This is a genomic window from Parabacteroides sp. 52, assembly GCF_010500925.1.
In the GTDB taxonomy this organism is placed as follows: domain Bacteria; phylum Bacteroidota; class Bacteroidia; order Bacteroidales; family Tannerellaceae; genus QVMG01.
Window position 1 is genome coordinate 22,533 of the sequence record NZ_QVMG01000007.1, and the last position, 23,921, is coordinate 46,453.

At 41.0% G+C, this 23,921-nt stretch carries 22 protein-coding genes and 1 CRISPR repeat array (1 of these 23 only partly in view); of the genes, 3 read left to right on the top strand and 19 right to left on the bottom strand.

Annotated features, from left to right (window positions below; translation table 11 throughout):
* A CRISPR array of direct repeats spans positions 1-504; the repeat unit is 29 nt; unit sequence ATTTCAATTCCACAAGGTTCAACTAAAAG (it extends 307 nt beyond the left edge of the window).
* A gap of 221 nt (positions 505-725) precedes the next feature.
* The 9 genes from cas2 to D0T51_RS05840 form a co-directional block, all read right to left on the bottom strand.
* Entirely contained in the window at positions 726-989 is a 264-nt protein-coding gene (gene cas2 / locus D0T51_RS05800; protein ID WP_163726481.1) for a CRISPR-associated endonuclease Cas2, read from the bottom strand.
* 4 nt (positions 990-993) lie between these two features.
* On the bottom strand, positions 994-2,010 hold the full coding sequence (gene cas1b / locus D0T51_RS05805; RefSeq protein WP_163726484.1) for a type I-B CRISPR-associated endonuclease Cas1b: 1,017 nt from the start codon (positions 2,008-2,010) through the stop codon (positions 994-996).
* Positions 2,007-2,522, bottom strand: coding sequence for a CRISPR-associated protein Cas4 (gene cas4, locus D0T51_RS05810; RefSeq protein WP_163726486.1), 516 nt, complete (start codon positions 2,520-2,522; stop codon positions 2,007-2,009). The genes cas1b and cas4 overlap by 4 nt, the downstream gene beginning before the upstream one ends.
* Positions 2,523-2,524: 2 nt before the next feature.
* Entirely contained in the window at positions 2,525-4,834 is a 2,310-nt protein-coding gene (gene cas3, locus D0T51_RS05815; protein WP_163726490.1) for a CRISPR-associated helicase Cas3', read from the bottom strand.
* Positions 4,834-5,502, bottom strand: a complete 669-nt coding sequence (gene cas5b, locus D0T51_RS05820) for a type I-B CRISPR-associated protein Cas5b (RefSeq protein WP_163726498.1) — start codon at positions 5,500-5,502, stop codon at positions 4,834-4,836. Before cas5b ends, cas3 begins: the two co-directional genes overlap by 1 nt.
* 4 nt (positions 5,503-5,506) lie before the next feature.
* Entirely contained in the window at positions 5,507-6,592 is a 1,086-nt protein-coding gene (cas7i, locus tag D0T51_RS05825; protein ID WP_163726500.1) for a type I-B CRISPR-associated protein Cas7/Cst2/DevR, read from the bottom strand.
* A 19-nt stretch (positions 6,593-6,611) separates the two neighbouring features.
* The gene (locus D0T51_RS05830; RefSeq protein ID WP_163726503.1) at positions 6,612-8,021 is read right to left on the bottom strand and encodes a type I-B CRISPR-associated protein Cas8b1/Cst1; all 1,410 of its coding nucleotides are present in this window, start codon (positions 8,019-8,021) and stop codon (positions 6,612-6,614) included.
* Positions 8,014-8,808, bottom strand: coding sequence for a CRISPR-associated endoribonuclease Cas6 (gene cas6, locus D0T51_RS05835; RefSeq protein ID WP_163726505.1), 795 nt, complete (start codon positions 8,806-8,808; stop codon positions 8,014-8,016). The genes D0T51_RS05830 and cas6 overlap by 8 nt, the downstream gene beginning before the upstream one ends.
* Positions 8,809-8,918: 110 nt before the next feature.
* Positions 8,919-9,731: a hypothetical protein gene (locus D0T51_RS05840; protein WP_163726506.1), complete on the bottom strand. Its 813-nt coding sequence runs from the start codon at positions 9,729-9,731 to the stop codon at positions 8,919-8,921.
* 441 nt (positions 9,732-10,172) lie between these two features.
* Between D0T51_RS05840 and D0T51_RS05845 the strand changes: the two genes are divergently transcribed.
* A complete protein-coding gene (locus D0T51_RS05845; protein ID WP_163726508.1) occupies positions 10,173-12,785 on the top strand; it encodes a DUF5686 and carboxypeptidase regulatory-like domain-containing protein in 2,613 nt (870 codons plus the stop codon).
* 60 nt (positions 12,786-12,845) lie between these two features.
* On the opposite strand, the gene D0T51_RS05850 is transcribed toward D0T51_RS05845, so the two are convergent.
* The 8 genes from D0T51_RS05850 to D0T51_RS05885 all read right to left on the bottom strand — a co-directional run bounded on the left by D0T51_RS05850 (position 12,846) and on the right by D0T51_RS05885 (position 20,103).
* A complete protein-coding gene (locus tag D0T51_RS05850; RefSeq protein WP_163726510.1) occupies positions 12,846-14,210 on the bottom strand; it encodes an OmpP1/FadL family transporter in 1,365 nt (454 codons plus the stop codon).
* A gap of 147 nt (positions 14,211-14,357) precedes the next feature.
* Positions 14,358-15,170, bottom strand: a complete 813-nt coding sequence (gene thiD, locus D0T51_RS05855; protein WP_163726512.1) for a bifunctional hydroxymethylpyrimidine kinase/phosphomethylpyrimidine kinase — start codon at positions 15,168-15,170, stop codon at positions 14,358-14,360.
* A gap of 6 nt (positions 15,171-15,176) precedes the next feature.
* Positions 15,177-15,806 carry a thiamine phosphate synthase gene (thiE, locus tag D0T51_RS05860; protein ID WP_163726514.1) on the bottom strand — a complete coding sequence of 210 codons (630 nt, stop codon included), beginning with the start codon at positions 15,804-15,806 and terminating at the stop codon, positions 15,177-15,179.
* 8 nt (positions 15,807-15,814) lie between these two features.
* Complete coding sequence (thiM, locus tag D0T51_RS05865; RefSeq protein ID WP_163726517.1) at positions 15,815-16,609, bottom strand: hydroxyethylthiazole kinase; 795 nt, start codon at positions 16,607-16,609, stop codon at positions 15,815-15,817.
* Between the two features lie 28 nt (positions 16,610-16,637).
* Positions 16,638-17,381, bottom strand: coding sequence for a shikimate dehydrogenase (locus tag D0T51_RS05870; RefSeq protein ID WP_163726520.1), 744 nt, complete (start codon positions 17,379-17,381; stop codon positions 16,638-16,640).
* Positions 17,382-17,393: 12 nt separating this feature from the next.
* Positions 17,394-18,140 (bottom strand): bifunctional demethylmenaquinone methyltransferase/2-methoxy-6-polyprenyl-1,4-benzoquinol methylase UbiE, encoded by a 747-nt coding sequence (gene ubiE / locus D0T51_RS05875; RefSeq protein WP_163726524.1) that lies wholly within the window; start codon positions 18,138-18,140, stop codon positions 17,394-17,396.
* A 10-nt stretch (positions 18,141-18,150) separates the two neighbouring features.
* Positions 18,151-19,098: a phosphoribosylaminoimidazolesuccinocarboxamide synthase gene (locus tag D0T51_RS05880; protein WP_163726526.1), complete on the bottom strand. Its 948-nt coding sequence runs from the start codon at positions 19,096-19,098 to the stop codon at positions 18,151-18,153.
* Between the two features lie 12 nt (positions 19,099-19,110).
* The gene (locus D0T51_RS05885; protein WP_163726529.1) at positions 19,111-20,103 is read right to left on the bottom strand and encodes a PhoH family protein; all 993 of its coding nucleotides are present in this window, start codon (positions 20,101-20,103) and stop codon (positions 19,111-19,113) included.
* A 161-nt stretch (positions 20,104-20,264) separates the two neighbouring features.
* Here D0T51_RS05885 and queC point away from each other — a divergent pair, with 161 nt between their 5' ends.
* Together queC and queF are read left to right on the top strand one after the other, a co-directional pair.
* Positions 20,265-20,924 (top strand): 7-cyano-7-deazaguanine synthase QueC, encoded by a 660-nt coding sequence (gene queC, locus D0T51_RS05890; RefSeq protein ID WP_163726533.1) that lies wholly within the window; start codon positions 20,265-20,267, stop codon positions 20,922-20,924.
* A gap of 142 nt (positions 20,925-21,066) precedes the next feature.
* On the top strand, positions 21,067-21,525 hold the full coding sequence (gene queF / locus D0T51_RS05895; RefSeq protein ID WP_163726536.1) for a preQ(1) synthase: 459 nt from the start codon (positions 21,067-21,069) through the stop codon (positions 21,523-21,525).
* Positions 21,526-21,528: 3 nt separating this feature from the next.
* Here queF and D0T51_RS05900 read toward each other — a convergent pair whose 3' ends face one another.
* Positions 21,529-22,068, bottom strand: a complete 540-nt coding sequence (locus D0T51_RS05900) for an RNA polymerase sigma factor (RefSeq protein WP_163726539.1) — start codon at positions 22,066-22,068, stop codon at positions 21,529-21,531.
* A gap of 55 nt (positions 22,069-22,123) precedes the next feature.
* Complete coding sequence (locus D0T51_RS05905) at positions 22,124-23,890, bottom strand: RagB/SusD family nutrient uptake outer membrane protein (RefSeq protein ID WP_163726541.1); 1,767 nt, start codon at positions 23,888-23,890, stop codon at positions 22,124-22,126.
* Positions 23,891-23,921: the final 31 nt, after the last annotated feature.

The following is a 23,921-nucleotide window of genomic DNA, read 5'->3' on the forward strand; positions in this document are numbered from 1 at the left end:
GGTGGGATCTCCGGGAAATTTCAATTCCACAAGGTTCAACTAAAAGTCTTGACAAACAGCACAATTACCAATTCATTAAGATATTTCAATTCCACAAGGTTCAACTAAAAGCGTTGACGATTTAAAGTCCTTCTTCTCTCGTTGTTCATTTCAATTCCACAAGGTTCAACTAAAAGCATTCACGCGCACAGAGAAGGCAGGGTTTAGAGTAGTATTTCAATTCCACAAGGTTCAACTAAAAGCGGTAATTGCCGCCTTATAATTATCAGATGTTAGACATTTCAATTCCACAAGGTTCAACTAAAAGGCGCGTTATCTTTAATTGCTGCTTGTAGGCTTTTTCATTTCAATTCCACAAGGTTCAACTAAAAGTTTTTATCTCGTTAAGAGACTTCGCGAGTTCTCCCGTATTTCAATTCCACAAGGTTCAACTAAAAGACTCCAAGGCTCAGTTAGACAGACAGCGCATAGACAAATTTCAATTCCACAAGGTTCAACTAAAAGCCGTCGCAAATTTCATATAATTTGACGTAAAACCAAGGTTTTAAATGAAAAAAAGAGTTGTTTCTGTATGAAAAAGTTGTCGATCTGCAATTGTATAAAATTACCCGAGGAACGACAACCATATATAAACATCTGATTTTCAATAAATCAAAGACCTATTTGGAGAATTCGGCTAATGGATGAGATACTGTGAAGTGCCATTTCTCTTACATCGACAACATTCACAAAAACTGATCCAGGCTATTCTTCTCTTTCCCAACGACTTGCTTTTCCATCCAATGATTTTGTCGACTGGTAAAAAGAATGACACTGTCATCTTCTTTATTCATGATTTCTTTTGCCAATAAAATTAATTCTTTTAGCCTAACTTCAGTCAACTCGCCTTCAAAAACAGAGTTCTGTATCCAATTCAAATATCTCCGGCAAAGACGCAACATCTTGCCAACGCGTTTTTCTCCTACATCATAGACTAAAATGACATACATAATCTTACCACCACATTTTAAAAGGTTTGTATTCTTCCATACCCAATAAGTGCTTACTCAATTTATAGCACTCCAATTTAATCAAATGCTTGTAACTCACATTTCTCTTCAAGCTACGGTGTTTGATCGTTTCCGTCATCCGTTCTTCAATTCCTTTGACAAATATCTTTTTCCCATTTTCATTCAGGACACATTTATTGAGTGTTGTATGAAAGTGCTTCTCCTGGATTTCTTTTCTATTCAACACCTTAAATATTACCCGATCAACAATAATCGGTTTGAATATTTCTGCCACATCTAAGGCCAATGAATAGCGCCGTTCCCCTGGAGTGTGCAAATAACTAATCGTTGGATTTAACTGTGTCTGATGGATAGCCCTTAAACATAAACTATAACACATCATATTACCAAAAGAGATCAAAGCATTCACCTCGTTCTGAGGAGGTTGCTTACTACGTCCATCCATATTGAAATCATTCAATATCAGGTCAAACGCGTCATAATAGGCTTGCCGGATATTGCCTTCCATCCCCATCAGTTCCGGAACAGCTTTTGCCAGCGGTATCTTTTCTCTATAAGCACTCATCATCTCCATGATCGGTTCCATATCTTTTCCTCTTCGATTGTAGTATTGTAAGTTCTTTATCATATTATAAGCCGCTCCATCAACAAACTTACGCGCAATAACCAATCGTTTCTCGATATCTTCATAATGTCTTGTCTGAGCCAATAACATCTTACCGGAAAGAAGAGAATCCTTCGGCATAAACGATCCGGTATAATTCTCATAATAGTCAAAGAAATGAAGAGCGATATCCTGTTTCCCCATAAAATTCAACAGGGCACTATTAACATCCAACGAACCGAACACATAGAATTCGTTCACTCCTTCAACCGGTATATAACGAGGTTGCCCGTCATGAACAATACCATTCTCATCCTCTGTCACAGGCACAAATTTCAACGTATTATCCTTACGGCTCAACCTTCCGGGATTAAACAGATAATAGGTCTTTTTCATACGATATCCTCTTCGTTAATAAAACAGAAATCATAATAACTACAATTACGACAAATACTTTTACGTTCAAAAGGTGGGCAATCCTCCTGATTGATAAGCACCCTGATTGATGCAACAACCTCCTCTATATACGCTCTGTCGTGATCCGATAAAATAACCGGTGTCGTTTTCCTCAACGTCGGATATTCCAGTATTCCTTTCACTCCTTCCACACCGTTTCTTTCCAATACATAGAGATAATACTTCAATTGCCATTCATGTGCTTCTTCCACTTTGTCTGATTTCTTTATCTCGTGCACTACCTTATTACGCGCATCATAGAAATCTATCTTTATCCCATCTATTTCCAGTTCTTCAAACCGCTCCGGTCGTTGAGGATAAGAAGTCTCATGAATCAATTTACCCTCATAAACCAGATCGGAGGTCTGTTCAAACCTGATACCGTTGGCATGCAACCATAACTCACGTTTGCATACATGGTAGAGATTAAAAAAGGTGGCAATAATTTTCATAACTATAAAAAATCAGATTCTACCCAATAATCCTCTTCATCCATTAGTAAACCAAGTTCAGAAGAGTATGTTTTATTCGTCATGTAATAACGGTTTTCTATGATTTTATCTTTTTTAGAAGTATGCACACTACCTAAACGGACAAAATCATTCATTATCCAGTATTTAAACCTTCTGCTGCTAATTGACACTTTGTAACTCTCAGCAGAGATATAGTCAAATTGGTTCATACAAGTGGTATACTCACCTACCAGCGATTGTGGTAAAATCTTAACTCCATCAAACTGTTTGTAAAAATCTTCTTCTTGAACTTTGTTCTTTTGCATTGGGGCAAGAAGTTTAATTGCTTCATTTAGATAGAAGTATTGTTTGTCAAATTTTGTTTTCCCATCTTCACCCCATTGGTCATACACAAAATCGATACTGTTTTGCAACAACGCTTCATCCACAACACCTCCTTTTTCATGTATAATCTGTTCCAATGCCTGAATAGTTTTGTAAACTATTTCTGTAGGATAAATAAACTTATCTGAGTTATTTGCTTCTCTAAAGACGATACAGTCACAAATCTCTTTCTCACGCTTGCGATTCACACGCCCAAATCGCTGAATAAGAGCGTCAATTGGAGCAGGCTCTGTAAAGATTATATCATAATCAATATCCAAACTTACTTCAATAGCCTGTGTCCCTACTAACAAGCGGATGTCATTTAGCTTTAACATTTGTTCTTTAAGGCTTCGATCTTTACCAGTAAACGAACTGTGCAATAAGACTGCCTCATCTTTACCGACATACTTGCATAAATCACGAAAGACATTTTGAGCAGAGAGTACAGTATTGCAAACTACCAAGACTTTCATATCCCTTTGCAAACAATCAATAATATTGCTTGTAGAATCTGCTAATAGCCCTTCCTGTAATACTACCCGATGACGTACAAATTTCTTATAAAGGTCTATATCTGCCTGAACCAGTTTGGGACCTTTTATGCTCTGCTCCAATTCTGCTTGCAGAAATTTCGGCATTGTTGCTGTCATTATTAAAACATGCGAATTCAAATACTTTTGAGCAAATTCTAAAAGAACTTTGATTTGGGCAAATACATCCGGACTATAAGCATGAATTTCATCAAAAATGAGATAACTACCAGCCATTTCGAAAAACCCCTGCTCGTAACCTTTTAACCCAAATATATGCTTGAGTAATTGAAACGGTGTAACCACTTTAACGGATGTAGTCAAACTACGAAATTTACTTCGTATCTGTTGAATTTCTTCCTTTTTAGTACCCAAGTCATATTGTGCATCTTCAAAATAATTATTCAGATAATCTGATAATTTACCATGCAGCATTCCAACCATTTCTTTTTCCTTACCAAAATATTCGCTCAGTCGTTCATACATTGCATTGATGGAAGCAGTAAAAGGGAGAATATAGTAAACACGTCCCGTCTGCCCACTTTGTTCCATCTGCTTTCGAGCCCATAATAATGCAGCTTCAGTTTTGCCCGAACCTGTTGGTGCAGTCAATACGACATTTCCTACTGTTTGTGAACAAACAAGTTGATGTGCATAAAAATCATATCCTTGCTGACAAAGTCTTGCACGCTTGGAATCTAGAAAAGAAAAGTCAGACATATGTAAAACAGGGATATTACTGACCATAGCTGACCCCAAATGATCACACCATTTTAGTCCGCCAAAAAGAAGAAATAGAAGAAGTGATTTGTCATTATCCAACCGACATGGTCTGCTTATATATTGATGTATCCATTTACTTACCGATTTCGGCATAACAGTTTCTATTGTTATCTCAAATTCATTAAGAACTTGTTTAACGCCGTCAATATCTACATGATTTTCAAATGCGGCAGAAAAGTTCTCCGTTTCATCCAATCCTGATAATCCTCCAAAAGACTCTATCTCATAAAAACTAATTGCGTTACGCAACGTTTCATAGTCTTTGTGATGTCCCAGGATTACGAAACGAATAAGAGACAGTATTTCTTGATCTTCACTCGTTAATGCATCCACAAAAGGTATTGAGAATAACTCGTGTCGCTGGTTCTTCCATTGATTTGGCTTCTCATGCAATAGTTTTTGAAATTCAATATGTGCTTTTCCTAAGTCATGAAAAATAATGCATTGTCGCAATATATCCCAAAAACGCCCCCCTATACCCGATACAGTCGCCACTTCCGGGAAAGCAAACTTTATCCGCTCCCACACTAAAAGACATGCATTAATATGCTCTGTTAGTGTTTGAGCGGATATGTTACTCTTTGAATCTTTCGACTTTGCCAACAATGTCATTACTTCTCAAAACTTATAGAATGAAAATAAATATCTATCTCCTTCCCGTCAGGTAATTTGTCAGTAAAAACCGGCACTTTGCCCGATACATAATCTTTATGATTAATGACAGAGAAAGGCCTTGTTCCTACATTTTTACGTGGAAAATCATCCGTGAAATAAATAGGCAAAGCTTGTATTTGGCCCGGTAACCGATATTCAAATGGAATGACTTGTCCGCATATTTTATCCGCATATTCTTTCCCGTTTAACACTTTCTTTTCCGGTTTACTCGAAACGGCCGCCAAATCATTCATTCTTCCAAGCAATAAAGGATAGTATGGTTGTTCGAAATAATCGGCTATCTCTTTCTCCGGTGTATAAATCCTCAAGTAGTTATTATACAAAAAACGACGAGAAATGATATTTGATTTTGCTTCATTTGTCGGCCTTCCTTCTTTACTCTTTATCTGATAGATCGTCTCCAAGTCTTCCCCTTCCATTTCATACTGGAAGTAATAACCAAGCTGAAAAGATTTGTGTTGCACAAGAAATCCGGCAGCCGCATTGATTAGCCCCAATACCGTACTAATAGGCGGCACCTCCAACGTCGGTTGCATCCCACTAATCAAGTTCGGATATCGAAAACTGGCTGTCCAACTTCTAATATCAACTACATATACTTCCATACCATTAAGGTATTTGTGTTGTTACCTGTTCGCAATATTGGTCTATCGCTTGGTTCACTGTTAACACACGTACATTTGGGAAGTCTGCCTCTAATGCTTTTAATTCCGCATCATATTCATCCATAAAACCACTTCTTTTGCCTATAAATATAGTTCCTTGGAATTGATCATGATAATCACTTATGACTTCTCGCAAGCCTTCCACATTCAACAGCGCTCTTTCTGCACGTACTCCATCGTTTTTGACAATATGAGAGAACGGATGATTCCCAGAGTTCGTTGTGGCTAATACGATAAACTTTGGAGTGACATCTGCCATATTATTTGTTTGCATAGCACCGCCGGAGATGTTTTTCAATGCTGCGATTGTGTCGACTATGCGTTGAACACGGATATTTCTTGGTAATTGAATCATCCTTTTTGATACACCATTGGTATCCCTAACAAATGGATCCTCAACAATGTTAAAACCCTTTTTAATAGCTTCGTCCATCGCTTTTTCTGTCAGATTCTTAAAACCTGTTTTGTTGTATGAAGAAAATGTACCAACTTGAAACAAATCCAGTGAGAACATACCCTTCATTATGGCAGAATATTCTTCTTTGCCATAAAGCGCACCGTCCCCTTCTTGACGTGCCATGCTTGACAAGTGTGTAACCGGACTGGTTGATGCAACAGATACAAAAACTGAATTTTTTAAAGGAGATATACGCGTTAAAGTATCTTTGTTTTCTCCTTCAACTTTTATGTCAGTATCAGCTCCTTTTTTACTTTTTTTCTTTTCTTTCTTGGGCGCTCTCATATATCCAAACAGATCATCATCAGGATATACGAATGGGTTCGCTTCTGTAAAAGCGATCTTACTATCTCTAGTTATCGGTGATAGTTGCCATGCAAAGCTGTTTTTAAGTGTTTCACGCCACCAATATCTCCAAGCTTGACCAGAAACATAAGTATACGAACGACCATCTTTGTAGATTTTCTTTGTCTCTACATTATTGTCATTACTGTTTGCCTTACTTATTCCTGCATTGTTTAATGCAACAACATCTACATCTAATAGGATAAACCCTTGTGTTTTTAGATTCATATCTTTTGATTATTAGTGATTAGTCATTTGTGTCTTCATCCTCATCTTCCCCTTCATCATTTGTTTCTATTTGCAAATTCCTTTTATGAAGCTCATCATATATAGCTATCAACAGCAAATTGCGAATATCTCTCCAGGATGTTCCATCAGGGAATAAGTAGTAAACATATTCTTCTAATGTAAACAGAGGTGCCTTATTTCCCAGCTCGTAGTTTTCTTTAAGCAATTTGATTAAAGATCTACTCAATTCGCTACTAGTCTTGGCAAGGTTAATATTTTTCACATTATCCTTAATTCCATCCTCGTTTCTTTCGTCAACAACAAAAAATGCAAGTTCTTTGATTTTGTCTAAAGTTCTCTTATCCATATGCATTATATTTATTTGATATATTTCTACTATTTTGAAACTGAAAGGATACAGCTTTATATACTTCAATATATATTTGAGTATTGACTTCTCTTCTGTCAGTTTGTCAAAAATATTATTTCTCCACACCTTAAATGTTTGGTAATCAACAGTTTCCTTCGGGCTACTCCAGCTTTCGCCAACTTCGTTATAGGTAGCATTTTTAAATTTAGTATTCCAATAATTGCGGTACACAAAATCTTGCCATTCTTTTGCATGATGTATAACGCAGTATTTGTAAAAGAAAAATACGGTCGCCGGAAGCCTATACAAACTAATTGTTGGTTTTGCTCCAAAGTTGGTAAAATGAAAAAGATTTAACGTTATTTGCTCTTTGGGAATATACTCATCCGCATCTACGATTGCTGTGTCTATATTATTGATACATTGCAAAGCATAATCAAATAACGCATTTGTCGGGTTTGAAAAGTCTGACTTTAGAATACTTTTGGACATTCCACTTCCCAAGTTTCGTATATTGCTGTCAACATTCTTCCTAACAAAAAAGCGAGTCACTTCTTCTTTGTTACTTATGATTGCTGCAACTTTGTCTCCTAACTGCTCAACACCAAGAGGGACAAAAAAGATACGGATAAGCGCCTCTTTGGACAACATAATACCCGCTTCATAACCATGATGAAAGTTTATTAACGTAGCAGAACCCGACATGATATGATTATCCCTTGCAGCTGGAAACACTTCCCCTTTCTGTCCGGTAATACGACAATAACCTTCAACAGCACCCACCTCATCAATTAGCCCTTGATAATACCCTAAGGTTTTATCTATTCCTTTCTGCCCCTTGTTAGAATTATGAGTGATTGTTGAATTTAGAAAAAAACTATGGAGGTTATTATCCCAGTTCCCCACATATATATGTGTAACCTTTCGAATCATTTCCATAACAGACAGATCAGGCCATAACTCCATAAGGTACTCGAGTACATATCCGCCAATGTCTGCGAAGGGATCTCCTGTTGGTGTGGTTAACCAATACCGATCAATATTCTCTATTTTACTCATTCCTATTTATTGTTTTGTTGCATACTCTTACCATCCCAAACCCCTGAGACCCTTTGGAACCAACACCAGACTCATACATAATCTCCATCAATTCTTTCGGGAGACTTATTTTAAACTTGCAATGATATCCTTTAACTCGGGTTTCCATAGGCGTACCAATTTTGAAAGTTGCCAGCTTGGGCTTAGGAGTATTAAGTAATTCAAATGCACAAGACGAAAGATCTCCCGAGAAAGGAACACCTTTGATTATTCTATATTTCTCCGTCAAGCTGTAAAGCATTATATCTTTTGCAGAAGGATCACCCGGCGAGATATAAGTGGTTTTCCCATTTGCCTCAAGACGAGTAAGACATATCGGTGACAATGTCTCAAACGTCATCTGAGAAGAGTATGTCGGTGAAGGAAGCGCCTCTACATTGAGAACTTTACATTGAACCTTACTTTTCTTATCGCCAATCTGAAAAACACGATCTGAAAACACCCCCCGAATAAAGGTTTCTGTAGAACGCTCCGGCAGAAATGTAATATACCATTCCATTTGATCGCTTAAGACAAATAAACGATCATCTACTACTCGATAAGAAGGAATAAGAAAAGGAGAATAGTTAAACAGTTTAAACTTTTTACTTCCTATATTATATCCGTTCTCGTGCAACCAATTGGTATACTCTTCATCTCCCAATGATAAAATACGGTATATAACAGCACTCTGCTCATACATATAACTGATCGGAAGAGCATTACCGTAGTTTTTTTTACCTACATTTATCTTTAACTTAAACCTCATTTAATCTCTTTTTTTGCTAAAGATATAGAAACAATTCCTTATTCTATGTATTGAATAAATATTTTTCAGAAAATAGTAGTATTTGATTTTTAGTTATTCTATACATACCCCTACTTCTTTTTCCCTAAAACGATTCCGAGGCCGAGGCAAATATTTAAATTTCTGCCGGCGGTTGTGGTTTGGTAGGAGAGTTTTTGGGGGGCTTTTTCGGAGGAGGAATAAATGAGGTAGGCGGAGGATTTTTGGAGGGGTTGTTGGAAATTGGCGTTGAGGGAAAGATAGGTATTGGGGGATATAAAATAATGGGCAGAAAGGCCTAAGTTCAAAAAGAAAAAGGAGGCATTTTGTTTATAGAGGACATTTTCCTGGTCGCCATTTTCATTTTTTTTGCCTCTTTCTGATTTACGATCAGGCAAATAACAGCCATATCCCCAACCGATTGCAGGATAGAGATTCCATTTCTTTTGTTCGATGCGATAGAGGACGCCTGCATGAATAGAAGGGCGCATTGTGGATACCGGCCAAAAAAGTTTATCGACTAAAGCTTCCCCTAAATCTCCCAGATGACTGGTATTCAGATAAGGTGATTTTTTTTCTTTATAAAAACTCATTTGTAAATCGGCATACCATCCTATTCTTTTTGAAAAAAGATGGGTTAAACGTACACCTAATACCGGAGCAATATCTGCTCTTGATCCGAGTAATTGAGAAAGAGAATTAGAAGTTGAACTAGGTAAATCAATATTTACTCCGGAAGAAATATGAAACAGCCAAGCTTTTTCATAGGAATAAACGTTTTTTACGTTAACTTCTTTCCCATTTTGAGAATAAGAAAAGGAACAATAAAGAAGGAATAAGAATAGTACTTTAATTTTCATAACACATTTATTTAAAATCCATAAAAACACAATCAAAAAGAACACACAAATGAAAACCTTAAAGAGACTGCAATAGTATCTCTTTTTTTTTCAAAAACACAATATATTATTTCTTTTTTCATCCTTACACAAATAATCAGTTCCATTATTTTTGCATATATAAACAATACTTCGCGCCGATTATTTAATGGCTTTCATTCGGAAATACGAAAAATATTATTCGATAAATCGAAGGCAGTAATCTATTACCGATGGGCTTCGGCAGTATTGCCGATGCTGTTCAGCAATATTGCCGATGGGCATCAGCAATATTGTCGAAGCCCATCGGCAACAGAAATTCCCTTAAGACATGCTCTCACACACAACCTTACTTTTTCTTCTTCAATAGACATTATATAACTATCAATAAGCGTAAATTAACTTCTATTTATTTCAAAAAGAGCTGTTGCTACGTACTTTTGCGCTAGATTTTAACATTCGACTTATATGAGAACATATTACCTATTCTTTCTTTTTCTGTGTATGCTTGTTTTATCTCCCCTATCTGCTCAGAACGTAAAAGGGAAAGTGGTTGATTCTTCTGGAGAGCCGGTTTTTAACGCTTCCGTATACATCCGGGAGATAGCCCAGGGTATTATGGCCGACGACCGGGGAGAGTTTCAGACGACCTTGCAAGCAGGCAATTACACGATTGAATGCAGTTCGTTGGGTTATGAGCGCAAGAGCCTGTCGGTGGCAGTTGGAGAGGAGCCTGTATCCTTAACTATTGAATTACAGATAAAAGCATACAGCATTCGGGAGGTAGTGGTAAATGCCAAAAGGGAGGATCCGGCCTATAGTATTATGCGTAAAGCCATCTCTATGGCTCCATTCTATTTGCATCAGATCAAACGGTACGAATCGGAAATATATCTGAAAGGAACGCTTAAAGTAGAGAAAATACCGCGTCTGCTCAAGATACAAGCCGGAGCCAGTCAAGAGGAAATTAAGAACATTGAAAACAAGCTTTTCCTGATAGAGTCGCAGAACGAAGTCATTTTTACAGCCCCTAACACCTACGATCAACGGGTGGTTGCTGCCACCTCCAACATTCCATCGGATGTAGATGTGGCCGATGCCATGGATGTTATCACGACCAATATATACGATCCCAACGCGATGGGACGCATTTCTCCGCTTTCCCCCCAGGCTTTTACCTATTATAAATTCACCTGGGAAGGGGCAGCTAGTGATGGTACACACTTGATAAACAAGATCCGCGTTCAGCCTAAAAAGAAAAGCCCCAAATTGGTGACCGGTTGGTTGTATATTATTGCAAACAGTTGGAACGTACAAAGTGCCGATCTTTCCGCCACGGAGTTTGGGATTACGATTCGGTTCACAGCCACTTACAACGAAGTTAAGCCCTATGCTTTCCTGCCGACAGCCTATGATATGGATCTGAAGGTGGATATTATGGGGGTAAAAGCTACGGGCAAATATTATTCTTCCATACAATACAAAGAGGTTGAGATAAACGAGGCCCAAGGGGTGATCCGGAAAAAAGAAGAGCAGGTCGTGCCCGTCTTGACCGAAAAACCGAAAAGTAAAAAACAACAAAAGGCGCAACAGAAATTGGATATTCTTTCCCAAAAAGAGAACCTCAATAACCGGGATGCCTACAAAATGGCTCAACTCATGAAAGAGGTTGTCGAACCGGAGGAACAGCGGAAAGCTCACGAGTCGCTGGAGCTATTATCCAATAATTCGAGTGTGAGAATCACCGTCGACTCCCTGGCGAGTAAAAGGGATTCAAGCTATTGGACCAATATACGGGATCTGCCTCTGCGTCCGGAAGAAGTGGAGAGTTATAAAATGAAAGACAGTCTCAAATTGGCCAATGAGTCCGGCGAAAGAAGCATTACTATCAGTACCGGTGCTAACAGTGACGGGATTTTAGGAAAAATAACCGGAGGACATACATTCTCTTTGGGCAAAGGCATAAGTCTGGGATACAACGGGTTGATAGGCGCTGTTCCGGAATACAATTTTGTGGACGGGGTATGGCTTGGCCAACGCCTGACGCTGCATAAAAAGATAAAGAAAGGCTCCGAGATCAAGATCTCCCCTTCGGCCTATTATGTAACCGGCCGTCAAACCGTGAACTGGGAGATAAACGGGGACTTCACTTATGCCCCTCTCAGAAACGGGAATCTTACCCTCTCCGGAGGAAATACGACTGCCGACTTCAGCAATGAAGGAGATTTACGCTTTATCAATTCGCTTTCTTCTTTGTTCTTTGGGAAAAACCCTATTAAGTTTTATCAGAAAAAGTTTATTAAAGTGATTAACAAAGTCGATCTGGCCAACGGTCTGAATCTGACCCTCGGTTTTTCCCACGAAGACAGGAACACATTGGAGAACAATCTCTCTTTTCATATTTTCGGAAAGCATCCGGAAGCGAATATACCGGGAAACAGAGACATATACATGCCCAATAACAGTACGACCAAATATGCGGTTCATCTGGAATATACACCCCGCCACTATTACTCGATCGAACGGGGGAGAAAAGTCTATATGCACTCTTCTTTCCCGACCATCTCGGCCAGCTATGTGAGAGGGATAAATAAGCTGGGCAACTACCATTGTTGGGATGCGGGCATTCATCAAAACATTCCATTGAATGAATTTGACAATATCACCTATGCGGTGCACGGAGGTTTCTTCTCGCAGAACGACCCTGTCGCCTTCCCGGATTACAAACATTTCCGTACCAATGAATTGTTTATCACCGGAAATGCGCTGGCATACAGCTTCAACCTCTTAGATAATTATGTTTATTCCACGAATAAACGCTGGTTGAATGCGCATCTGAACTACACATCGGCCTATTTATTATTAAAACACATCCCTTTTCTACAGAGTTATATGTTTAATGAATCTTTGCATCTGAAGACATTGTGGATCCCTCATAAAAACCATACGGAGGCAGGATATTCGCTGGGCATCGAGGATGTAGGCAGGATAGGCGTCTTTGTCGGGTTGGAGAGAGGTAAATACGACTCGGTAGGTTTTACGGTCAGTATTCCGATTCTATGGGGGATGGGGGTGAAATAATTAAAAAAACGGCTAAATACGCGAGGTACTTAGCCGTTTTTCTTTTTTCTTTTCCTTTTATCAGAAGGCATAACTTATTCCCAAAGAGGGCATAAAGGCATGTACGTCATAATGACCTTCTAGTTTATCTCCGGAAAGTTTATCCGTATACGACCCATCTCGTCCAAAACCAGTGATATAGGTAAACGCCATATCGACAGATAAGTTCTCCAAAGGACGGAAGCTAAAACCGGTAGACAGTCCCAATTTATTCATACTGGGTGTTTCCGGATTCAGATAATCTGTCCGTACAGGTGTTTCATCATAATAGGCACCCAAACGTATATCCAAACGATTGGTAGCAGCAAACTGTCCGCCCAGACGGTATATACGTGTATTTTTATATTCTTTAGGGGCTTCAATATTATATCCTCCCAATACTTCCTGAGAGAATTGTACATTCAAAGTCTTATAGGCTCCCCAGCCAACAAATTGCACTTCACCGGAAACCAACCAACGATCATTCGGTTTATAAGTAAGCCCTACATTGAAATTAGAAGGCAATGGCAATTCCGCATCGAAGGTTCCTTTATCCAATGGAGGCACAACGATTTCTTTCTGCTTGTTGGCTACCAGGATCGGATTGACAAGAGCAAGAAGTCCTCTCAATTCCGCTTCGTTGGCATAATCCATAACCGCATGTCCTTCGGGCACTCTCATTTTCACCTTTGAACGGTAAGAGACACCTAAGCTTATCTGATCGGTAACATCAAACATAGCTCCTATATTATATCCTAAACGTACACCGGCATCCCCTGATAAAGAAGCTGAAGCAGCCGGAATATCTTTATATTTATCCAATATAGCATTCACCTGCGGACTTTGCAATACGCGTAACTTCTCCAACCCACCGGCTGGGATCAAGGCACGTCCCAAAGTGAAATCTCCAAACATAACCATCATACCCGCTCCCAGGCTCAGACGGTCAGTCAATTTCCAAGCGATAGTTGGTTGAATTGAAAATGATTTCAGAGAGATGTTCTGTACAAAGGCTGATCCTCTCCAATTGAGTCCCCAATCCATCGAACTGCCGTATGGGTTGGTCACGCTGATACCCGCAGACAAGAAATCATAAATTTTAAATGCTCCATAGAAATAGAGCGGTGTACTCGGATCATTATCTGATTGATGTTTGTATCCATCAGGTTGAGAGAATTTGGCTTTCGCAAAAACGCCTGTCATTCCGGCGGACAAATCTACGCTCTTGTTCAGGAATCCCAAGCCTGCCGGATTGAAATGCATGCTTTCTGCACCTAATTTCATAGAAACCCCGACATGCCCCATGGCTGCTTGTTTGGTACTTTGCGCATTGACCTGATATCCTTCAGCGGACGCATATGTGAATGGAAGCATAGACAAACAGGCAAGAGTAATAATTTTCTTCATAAAATAATTATTAATTAATAGCTTAATCGTAACCCCTCTGCGAGGTTTACGGGCGCAAAGATATATACTTTTGTTAAAAAACCGCACACTTTATATACAAATGTGCAGTTTTCGTTTTACAAAAGCATCGTAGCAAACGAAAAAAAGCTATTCCCAGAAATCAAAAAAATGATGCACCGGTCCATGTCCTTTCCCTATTTCGTATTGGGAACCGGCGATGAGTGCCTGATTGATATAAGCTTTGGCTTTGGCTACAGCTTCGTTTAAGGAGACACCATGTGCCAGGTAGGCGGCAATGGCGGAAGATAAAGTACAACCTGTTCCATGTGTATTCTTTGTATGGATACGCTGGGAAGGGAGTTCGATGATCTCATCCGTTTCAGCATTGTAGAAAATATCAATCAACAAATCGTCATGAAGATGTCCTGCTTTCAATAATACCGATACCGAACGGTTACAGGAAAGGTCTTTGATCACAACCGGCAGTTCCTCCTGCTTATAGATTTTGTGACCAAGAAGGATTTCGGCTTCCGGAATATTGGGGGTGATCACACGCACAAAAGGGATCAATTCATTTTTCAAGGTATCCACAGCCTCCTTCTGCAGTAAATTATCCCCGGAAGTGGCAACCATTACCGGATCAAGAACGATATTACGTATCGGATAACAAGAAAGGGTTTCTTTTACCGCACGAATAAGTTCAGAGGAATGAAGCATACCGATTTTAATGGCATCTGCCCCGATATCATCCAGTACAGACCGGATCTGACCGGCAACAAAAGAAACCGGAACCGGATGAACCCCGGTTACACCAACTGTATTTTCATCGACAACAGCGACAATAGCCGTGGTACCAAAACAGCCACAGGCTGAGAAAGTCTTCAGATCCGCCTGGATACCTGCCCCCCCACTGGGGTCACTTCCGGCAATGGTAAGGGCTCTTTTATATTGTTTTTTCATTGTGTATCATTTAGATGGAGAGAGATGAATGATTTGTTTCAATTCAGCGGCAGCCTTTTGCGGGTCTGTTGCCGACATAATCGCCGAGACCACTGAAATACCTGTAGCCCCAGCTTCCACAATAGCTGCCGCATTGGAGGCATTTATCCCTCCGATACCCACACTGGGATGAACCGACAGGCGGGTTATTTCACGAACACCTTCCAAGCCAAGGGCAGTAGCCGTATCCGTTTTTGTTGATGTATCAAACACCGGAGAGATGCCAATATAATTGACATCCAAGGCATTTGCCTGCTCCACATCCGAAAGATTCTCGACAGACAAGCCGATAATCTTATCGGCTCCCAACAAACGACGGGCTACCTTATAAGGCATATCCTGTTGACCGATATGCAATCCTTCCGCATCACAGGCCAGGGCTATATCCAAGCGATCGTTGATAATCAGGGGTACGCGATAAGGCTGTAAACATTTCTTCAAAGCGATGGCAAGGGAAAGAAACTCACCGGTCGGACAATCTTTTTCCCGTAACTGTACCATTGTCACTCCTCCTTTCACAGCCTCCTCAACCACCCAGGAAAGAGGACGGCCCTGGGAGAGAGAACGGTCGGTAACCAGGTAAAGACGTATATCCATCACTCTTTTTATACTTTTAGATGTTTTCGAATTGTTTCTATTTGCATGCTATAGAGCTCATCCAGAAAATGAAGTTGCAAACTGCCATTTCCGGCGGAACGGGCAGCTGCGATTTCTCCGGCTATGCCCATAAGGGCCATACCATGTGTTGCCGCTTCCAACATATTCTTGTTGACAGCCGCAAAAGCCGCCACTACAGCCGTGGCAGTGCATCCCATACCGGTAACACAGGCCATCATCGTATTTCCATTTTGAACGGTTTCTACCTGTTCACCATCCGTTATATAATCCGTTTGTCCACTGATTACGACAACGGCACCAGTCTGGCGAGCCAGTTGTTTGGCCGAGTCCAATGCAGCATGAGAGCTATCGGTGCTATCTACCCCCTTTGTTTGTGTATGTACATGACATAAGGCCATGATCTCAGAAGCGTTTCCACGGATAATATCAGGTTTGCACCTTTCGATGATTTGCCGGCATACATTGTTCCGATAAGGGGTTGCCCCCGCTCCTACCGGGTCAAAGATGAGCGGTTTGTTGTTGACCAACGCCGTCTGTCCGGCTATAAGCATGGCTTCTACCCATTCCTCATTCAATGTGCCGATATTGAGAACAACAGCGGAAGCAATCTTTACCATATCAGCCACCTCTTCCACGGCATGCGCCATAACCGGAGAAGCCCCTATTGCCAAGAGGGCGTTGGCCGTATTGTTCATCACGACATAGTTTGTGATGTTGTGTATAAGAGGAGAGTTCTGCCTGATGCGTATCAGGTCTTGTTCTATATGTGTACAATGAATCATTTCAATCTGTTTAAGTTTCTTCCCGAGATTACTTCTGCCAGATATCCCAGGCTGCAAATGCTTGCAAAAGCAACATCTCCAGTCCGTTTTTCACAACAGCCCCTTTCTCTTTGCCTTTTTTCATGAAAAGCGTTTCATCCGGATTGTAGAGAAGGTCGTAGAGCAAATGGTTGGGAGTCAACAGATCGTAAGGGATATGAGGGCATTCATTTACATGCGGATACATACCGACAGGCGTCGTATTGACAATGACAGTATACTCTTTCATGATCTGCGGGGTAATATCTTCATAGGTGATGCCAAGTTCGTGAGGCGTACGGGAGACAAGGGTGGAAGCCAACCCCAATTGTTTCAGTCCTTGAAATACAGCTCGCGACGCACCTCCGGTTCCCAGTATCAACGCTTTCCGGTGAGAGGAATTCAATAAAGGGTCGATCGATTGTTTAAATCCGATGATATCCGAATTGTATCCTTTCAACTTCAGCTTGCCAAACAGACCTTTGGTAAACTTAATCACATTGACGGCTCCAATCGCCCGGGCATCCTCATCAATATCATCCAACAAAGGGATCACTTGTGTTTTATAGGGTAAAGTAACATTTAGTCCACGCAGTTCGGGATTCTCTTTGAGTACGTTCTTGAGTTCTTTTACCTGAGGTATCTCAAAGTTGACATACTCTGCTTCGATCTTTTCTGCTGAAAACTTCTGATTAAAGAAGGTTTTTGAGAACGAATGTCCAAGAGGATAACCTATTAAACCGTATTTGTCCATAATAGAGTCGTATTATTTTTCTTTTTTTCCTGTGTATAGTGAGCAAATGCCAAAGGTAAACGTACGCACCTTCACTTCCGTAAAACCGATCTTACGTAATAAATCTGCCATAACCTCTCCCTGGGGAACCACCCGGATAGAAGCCGGCAGATAGGTATAAGCTGATTTCTCCCGGGAGAACAATCGTCCCACCAAAGGAATGACTGTTCCGGAATATATTTTGTAGAGTTGTTTCATGGGGAACCGTTCCGGCGTTGTCAATTCCAGGATCATCACATGGCCTTCGGGCCGCAGTACACGGTACATTTGCGAAAGGCCTAATTCAATATCTCCAAAATTACGCACCCCGAAAGCCGCAGTGACAGCATCAAACGAACCGTCTGCATACGTAAGAGCTAGGCTGTCCTGATAGGCAAAAGAGATATGCCCGGCATATCCGGCATCCGCCACCTTCTTACGCCCTACGTCCATCATTCCTTCCGATATATCGGCACCGACGATATGTTCCGGTTTCAGGGAACGATACATGGCCATAGCCAAATCCCCTGTACCGGTGGCAATATCCAGGATTTGTTTAGGGGCATACGGTTTCAGGAAAGCGATTCCTTTTCTGCGCCATCCTTTGTCCAGTCCCAACGACAATATATGATTCAGTTTATCGTAAGCACCGGCAATCGCATCAAACATACGTTTGACCTGCACCGTCTTCTCTTCCTCCTTATTGTAAGGAAGAATCTTTTCCGGACCATACGTTGTCATAGGAATAAATTCAGGCGTTCAGATAGTCTGTCACATTCTTTTCGATGCGACTCAACAAATTATCCGTATTCTCTTTCACAAAAGTCTCACCGGTTATATGTTCATACAACTCGATATAACGTTCGCTGATGCTTTCAACGATAGCCGGAGTCATTTCCGGAACCACCTGTCCTGTTTTTCCCTGGAAACCGTTTTCCATCAACCACTCCCGCACAAACTCTTTCGAAAGCTGTTTCTGAGGTTCATTTTGGGCAAAACGTTCTTCATATCCTTCCTGATAGAAATAACGCGAAGAGTCAGGCGTATGGATTTCATCAATCAGATAGATTTTACCATCGCGGTGGCCAAATTCATATTTGGTATCCACAAGGATCAACCCCCGTTGTTTCGCTATTTCCGTTCCACGCATAAACAACTCCATGGTATATTTCTCCAACAAGAGATAGTCTGCTTCAGACACCAAGCCTTGCTTCAAGATCTCTTCCCGGGAAATATCCTGGTCGTGCTCCCCTATTTCCGCTTTGGTGGTCGGAGTTATAATCGGTTCGGGGAAACGTTCATTTTCCCGCATACCCTCCGGTATCTTTACGCCGCAGATCTCGCGTGCGCCGGCTTTGTAAGCGCGCCAGGCACTGCCCACAAGATAGCCCCGCACAATCATCTCAACAGGAAATCCGGTACATTGTACACCGGCTGTTACCATCGGATCGGGAGTAGCCAGCTTCCAGTTCGGACAAATATCCGCTGTCGCATCCAGAAATTTAGCCGCAATCTGGTTCAGCATCTGTCCTTTATAAGGAATACCTTCGGGCAGAACCACATCGAATGCCGAAATACGATCGGTAGCCACCATGATAAGTTGCTCGTCGTTGATATTGTACACATCACGTACTTTACCATGGTATACACTTTTTTGTCCCGGGAAATTAAAGTCTGTTTTTGTCAGCGCCTTCTTCATATCTTTATTCTTTTAGTTTTTTTCTTTTTCTATCTTATCCTGCTTTTTTGCCAATATCTCTTTTTTCTTAGCGGCATCAAACTTATCATAGGCCTCAACGATTCGTTGTACCAGTTTATGACGGACTATATCTTTTTTATTGAATTCAATCTTACCAATGCCTTTCACCCCTTTCAGGATATGCATGGCTTGCACCAAGCCGGACGTGGCAGTAACCGGCAGGTCTATCTGGGTAACATCTCCAGTAATAATCATCTTGGCACTCATCCCCAACCGCGTAAGGAACATTTTAATCTGGTGCGTAGTCGTATTCTGTGCTTCATCCAGGATAATCACCGCATCGTTCAATGTGCGTCCGCGCATATAAGCCAAAGGAGCAATTTGTATCACATTGTTTTCCATATATTCCTTCAACTTGGCTGCCGGGATCATATCTTGCAAGGCATCGTACAAAGGTTGTAAGTACGGATCCAGTTTGTCTTTCATTTCACCCGGTAAGAATCCCAGTTTTTCACCGGCTTCAACGGCCGGGCGGCTCAGGATAATTTTCTTTACCTGTTTATTCTTCAACGCACGGACAGCCAAAGCAATCGCCACAAAGGTCTTTCCCGTTCCGGCAGGTCCGAGGGCAAAAACAAGGTCATTCTCATCAAAGGCTTTCACCAGCAACTGCTGGTTTTCGGTACGTGCCGTAATCGGTTTTCCATTCATACCATGAATGATCAGGTTCTCCTGTTTGACAACGACAGGCATCTTTCCTTTCACAATATCCAGAATCACCTCTTCATTCAATGAATTATACTCTTCACAATATTTCTCCAGCTCCCGGATCTTCTTGAGGAAGAGTTCCGATTCCTCCTCCTCCCCGATCACCTTCATCACATTCCCACGGGCTACAATACGCAATTTCGGAAACAGCGTTTTTATCAACTGCATATGGCTATTATTCACCCCATAGAAAATCACCGGATCCACATTTTCAAGTATGTATATACGTTCAATCATTCACTTCCTTTCGTATACTTTTCATTAAGTATGCAAAAGTAAGAATATTCTCATTCAGTTGGACGTATACATTTTAATTTCTTTATTTTATTTACCTTTGTCCCCGAAAGGATTTTCCTTTCCGTGTGCTTGCTTAACCACGTATTAAAAACAAGAAACGTATGAAACATAAAAACGCTGCCCTGGTCTGCTTTTCCGGCGGACAGGACTCCACTACCTGCCTTTTCTGGGCATTGAAACATTTCGCCGAAGTAGAAACTGTTTGTTTCACCTACGGTCAAAAACATTCACTTGAGATTGAAAATGCACGGACAATTGCGGCAAATGCCCATGTCCCTTTTCAGTTACTGGACATCTCCCTGCTTAGTCAACTGGCACCCAACTCCTTGACAGACCCATCCATCGTCATGGATGAAGAGAAGCCGTCCGACTCTTACCCCAACACTTTCGTCCCGGGACGCAATATGCTCTTCCTTACTTTCGCTGCCATCCTGGCACGTAGCAAAGGCATATATCATATTGTAACGGGGGTGTCCGAAGCAGACTACAGCGGATACCCGGATTGCCGGGATACTTTTATCCGCTCATTGAACGTCACATTAAACCTGGCCATGGATGAGCAATTCGTTCTTCATACCCCATTAATGGACAAGGACAAAAGCGAAGTATGGGAATTGTCCGACACTTTGGGAGTCTTCGACCTGGTACGCGAACACACACTCACCTGTTACAACGGTATACCGGCAGAAGGTTGCGGACATTGCCCGGCTTGTACCTTACGCAGGGAAGGCTTGGAAACCTATTTGCGCAGGCGTAAATAGAGGAATATTTTAGTGTTGATAGCTATCATTACTACTGACGACAACTATCGTTACTACTGATGATAGCTATCGTTACTACTGACGATAGCTATCAACAGTAAAATACCCCCTGAAAAAATAAAAACTAAATACAAGAAAAAAGATGAAAAGAGAAGACGAATTAAGCCTGTTGGGAAGTAAAACGGAATACAAACAGGATTATGCCCCGGAGGTGCTGGAGGCATTTACGAACAAACACATAGAAAACGATTATTGGGTACGGTTTAATTGTCCGGAATTCACCAGCCTTTGTCCCATCACCGGGCAACCGGATTTTGCCACCATCCATATCGATTATATCCCCGACATAAAGATGGTCGAAAGCAAAAGCCTGAAGCTATACCTGTTCAGCTTCCGGAATCACGGTGCTTTCCATGAAGATTGTATCAACCTCATCATGAAAGACCTGATCCGCCTGATGGATCCGAAGTATATCGAAGTCACCGGCATTTTCACCCCCCGGGGTGGCATCAGCATCTACCCCTATGCCAACTATGGCCGCCCGGGAACGAAGTACGAGAAACTAGCCGAGAAACGTCTCTTCAAACACAATCGGTTCTGAGACTTACCTGATCTCCAGAAAGAAAAGTGTGCGTAATTTGACAAGCGAGCGGTGCAGCATATTTTTGCTGGATTGGTTATTTATTCCCAGGAGATGAGAAATATCGTCATGTCCCATTTTACAGATATAATACAGATAAATAATCTTTTTTTGTTTGGCTGACAGCTTTTTATACGCTTTATACATCTTATTGATCTTTTTATCCAGGATGTGCGCTTCGTCGTTTATATCAGATATGTCCGGCAGATCCGAGAGATCGTCTATGAATAGAATTTGTTTGTTTTTATTGGCGGCAAACAGCCGTCTGCGGAAAGCCAGGAAAAGGTAGGCGTTTACATTGTCAAGGTGTGGTAATCTTTTATAGTCCGTCATAATTTTCACGAACAGGTCCTGGATAATATTCTGGACTATGTCTTTATCTGTGGTCATCTTGCATCCATAGGCATAGAGCCGAGGATAATATCTTCGGTATAACTGTTCGAAAGCTTCATTTTTGCTTTCTAAGCAGTTTTCCCATAGTATTTTATCACTAAGGTTATTCATTGTTAAAAGTTCTGCTCAAAAAGAGCAGAACTTTTTTTATCGTTTTAAATGTGTATTAATAATTTTCCCAACCAGGAGATTGTATCAAATTCGGATTTAATTGCAATTGATGTTTGGGAATAGGCATATAATAGAATCTATTTTCCCATTTCCGGTTTTCGCTTGTTACAAACTCCAAATATCCTGATTTGCCGTCAGCCGAACTCAAATAAATACTTGTTCTGTTTCCATTGCTGTCATACAAATATTCTTTTTCGATTTTCGCCTGAACAGCTGCCGGTAAATGAGCAATCGGACTTAAATCATCTGCATCATGCAAAATAGCCACATCCGGTTCTCCATCGCCTGTCACATCGAATGCTCCGTAACCATGGATATAAATACCTTGTGGTCTTTTGCCCATAAGCTCTTCGCCTTTAGCCCAACGTTTAACGTCGTCCAAACGAAAACCTTCACAAGCCAATTCAATCCTTCTTTCCCGACGGATATCCTCCAGAACATTTCCTGACAAATTGATTTTCGGCATACTCACACGTGCTCTTATTTGATTCACTGACTTATCCAAATCGGCCTGTGTCAAGGAACCATTTTCCGCTTTGGCCTCTGCATAAATCAGTAAGACTTCCGCATAGCGGTATAAAGGCAATGAGGTATAATTCATATTCCAACCTACACGTTGTGAAGTCTGCTTGGGATAGAATTTGATCTGGTCAAGTCCTCCGTAAGTCGTTTTAGGAATATAGTCGCTATTGCCTGCAATCTCCGGGGAGATGTTAAAGCCCGGATAGGCAAATGTTTCTTTGAAGCGCGGATCGCGGTTTTCAAAAAGTTCCAGATACGATTTATGGGTACCGTCTGCTTTCAACGGATTGAAAGCGGTACCGTCTTTCATCTGGTAATCTTCCATCAGCGAGCGGGTTAGCCCCCAATACATACCCAATACAGTATGCGTATTATTCCCTTTCCCTAAAGTCTGGTCACACTCCATAAACATAAGGATCTCTTTATTATCTCTCAATTTAGGGGAGCAGAACAAGGCAGCATAGTCAGCGGCACTCGAACCATAGATTTCGAACTGTCCGGAATTCATGATCTTTTCACAGGCACTGATTGCTTTTTCCAGGAAGGTGTTCGCAGATGCTGCCAAGCCTAATTCCGTATGATACTTACGATAAGTCGCTTCATGCAGACACACACGGGCCAATAAAGCCAATGCGGCATATTGATTCACACGCGTACGTTGACCTAAAGCCGGTTTAATATGCGTTGCGGCAAACTCCAGGTCGCTGATAACAGCATTGACCACTACTTCGCGTGAGTCCGACGTTTTGTAAAGATCTTCATCCGTATCAACCATCGCTTTGTCGTAATAAGGAACGGCGGAATAATTTTTTACTTTTTTGTAGTAATAATCTCCGCGAAAAAATTTGGCAAGGCCGATATAATGATTCAGGTCTGCTTCTGCGATAGTCATTTCTTCCGGGTGAATATTATCCAACATATAATTGATCAGACGTAACTTTTCCCAGTCGGATTTATCCCAACCACCCACATTGCTGGATGAAACACCATTACTATTCACCATGGTATACATCGTATTGGCGTTGGTACTGATTGTCACATTATCGGAACCTACATCATCGATAGGAACCGAGATGAATGTCTGATAAAATCTATTGGTATACGTTTCCAGGTCGGATGCTGTTTTGAAATAATCCTTGGCTGTAATCTCTGTCAGAGGGCTTCTGTCCAGAAAATCCTCACAAGAGACAAATAAAAACAGGCATATGATTCCGAGAATTCCTAATATATTTTTTTTCATCTTATTCATTGTTATAATTAAACATGCATTC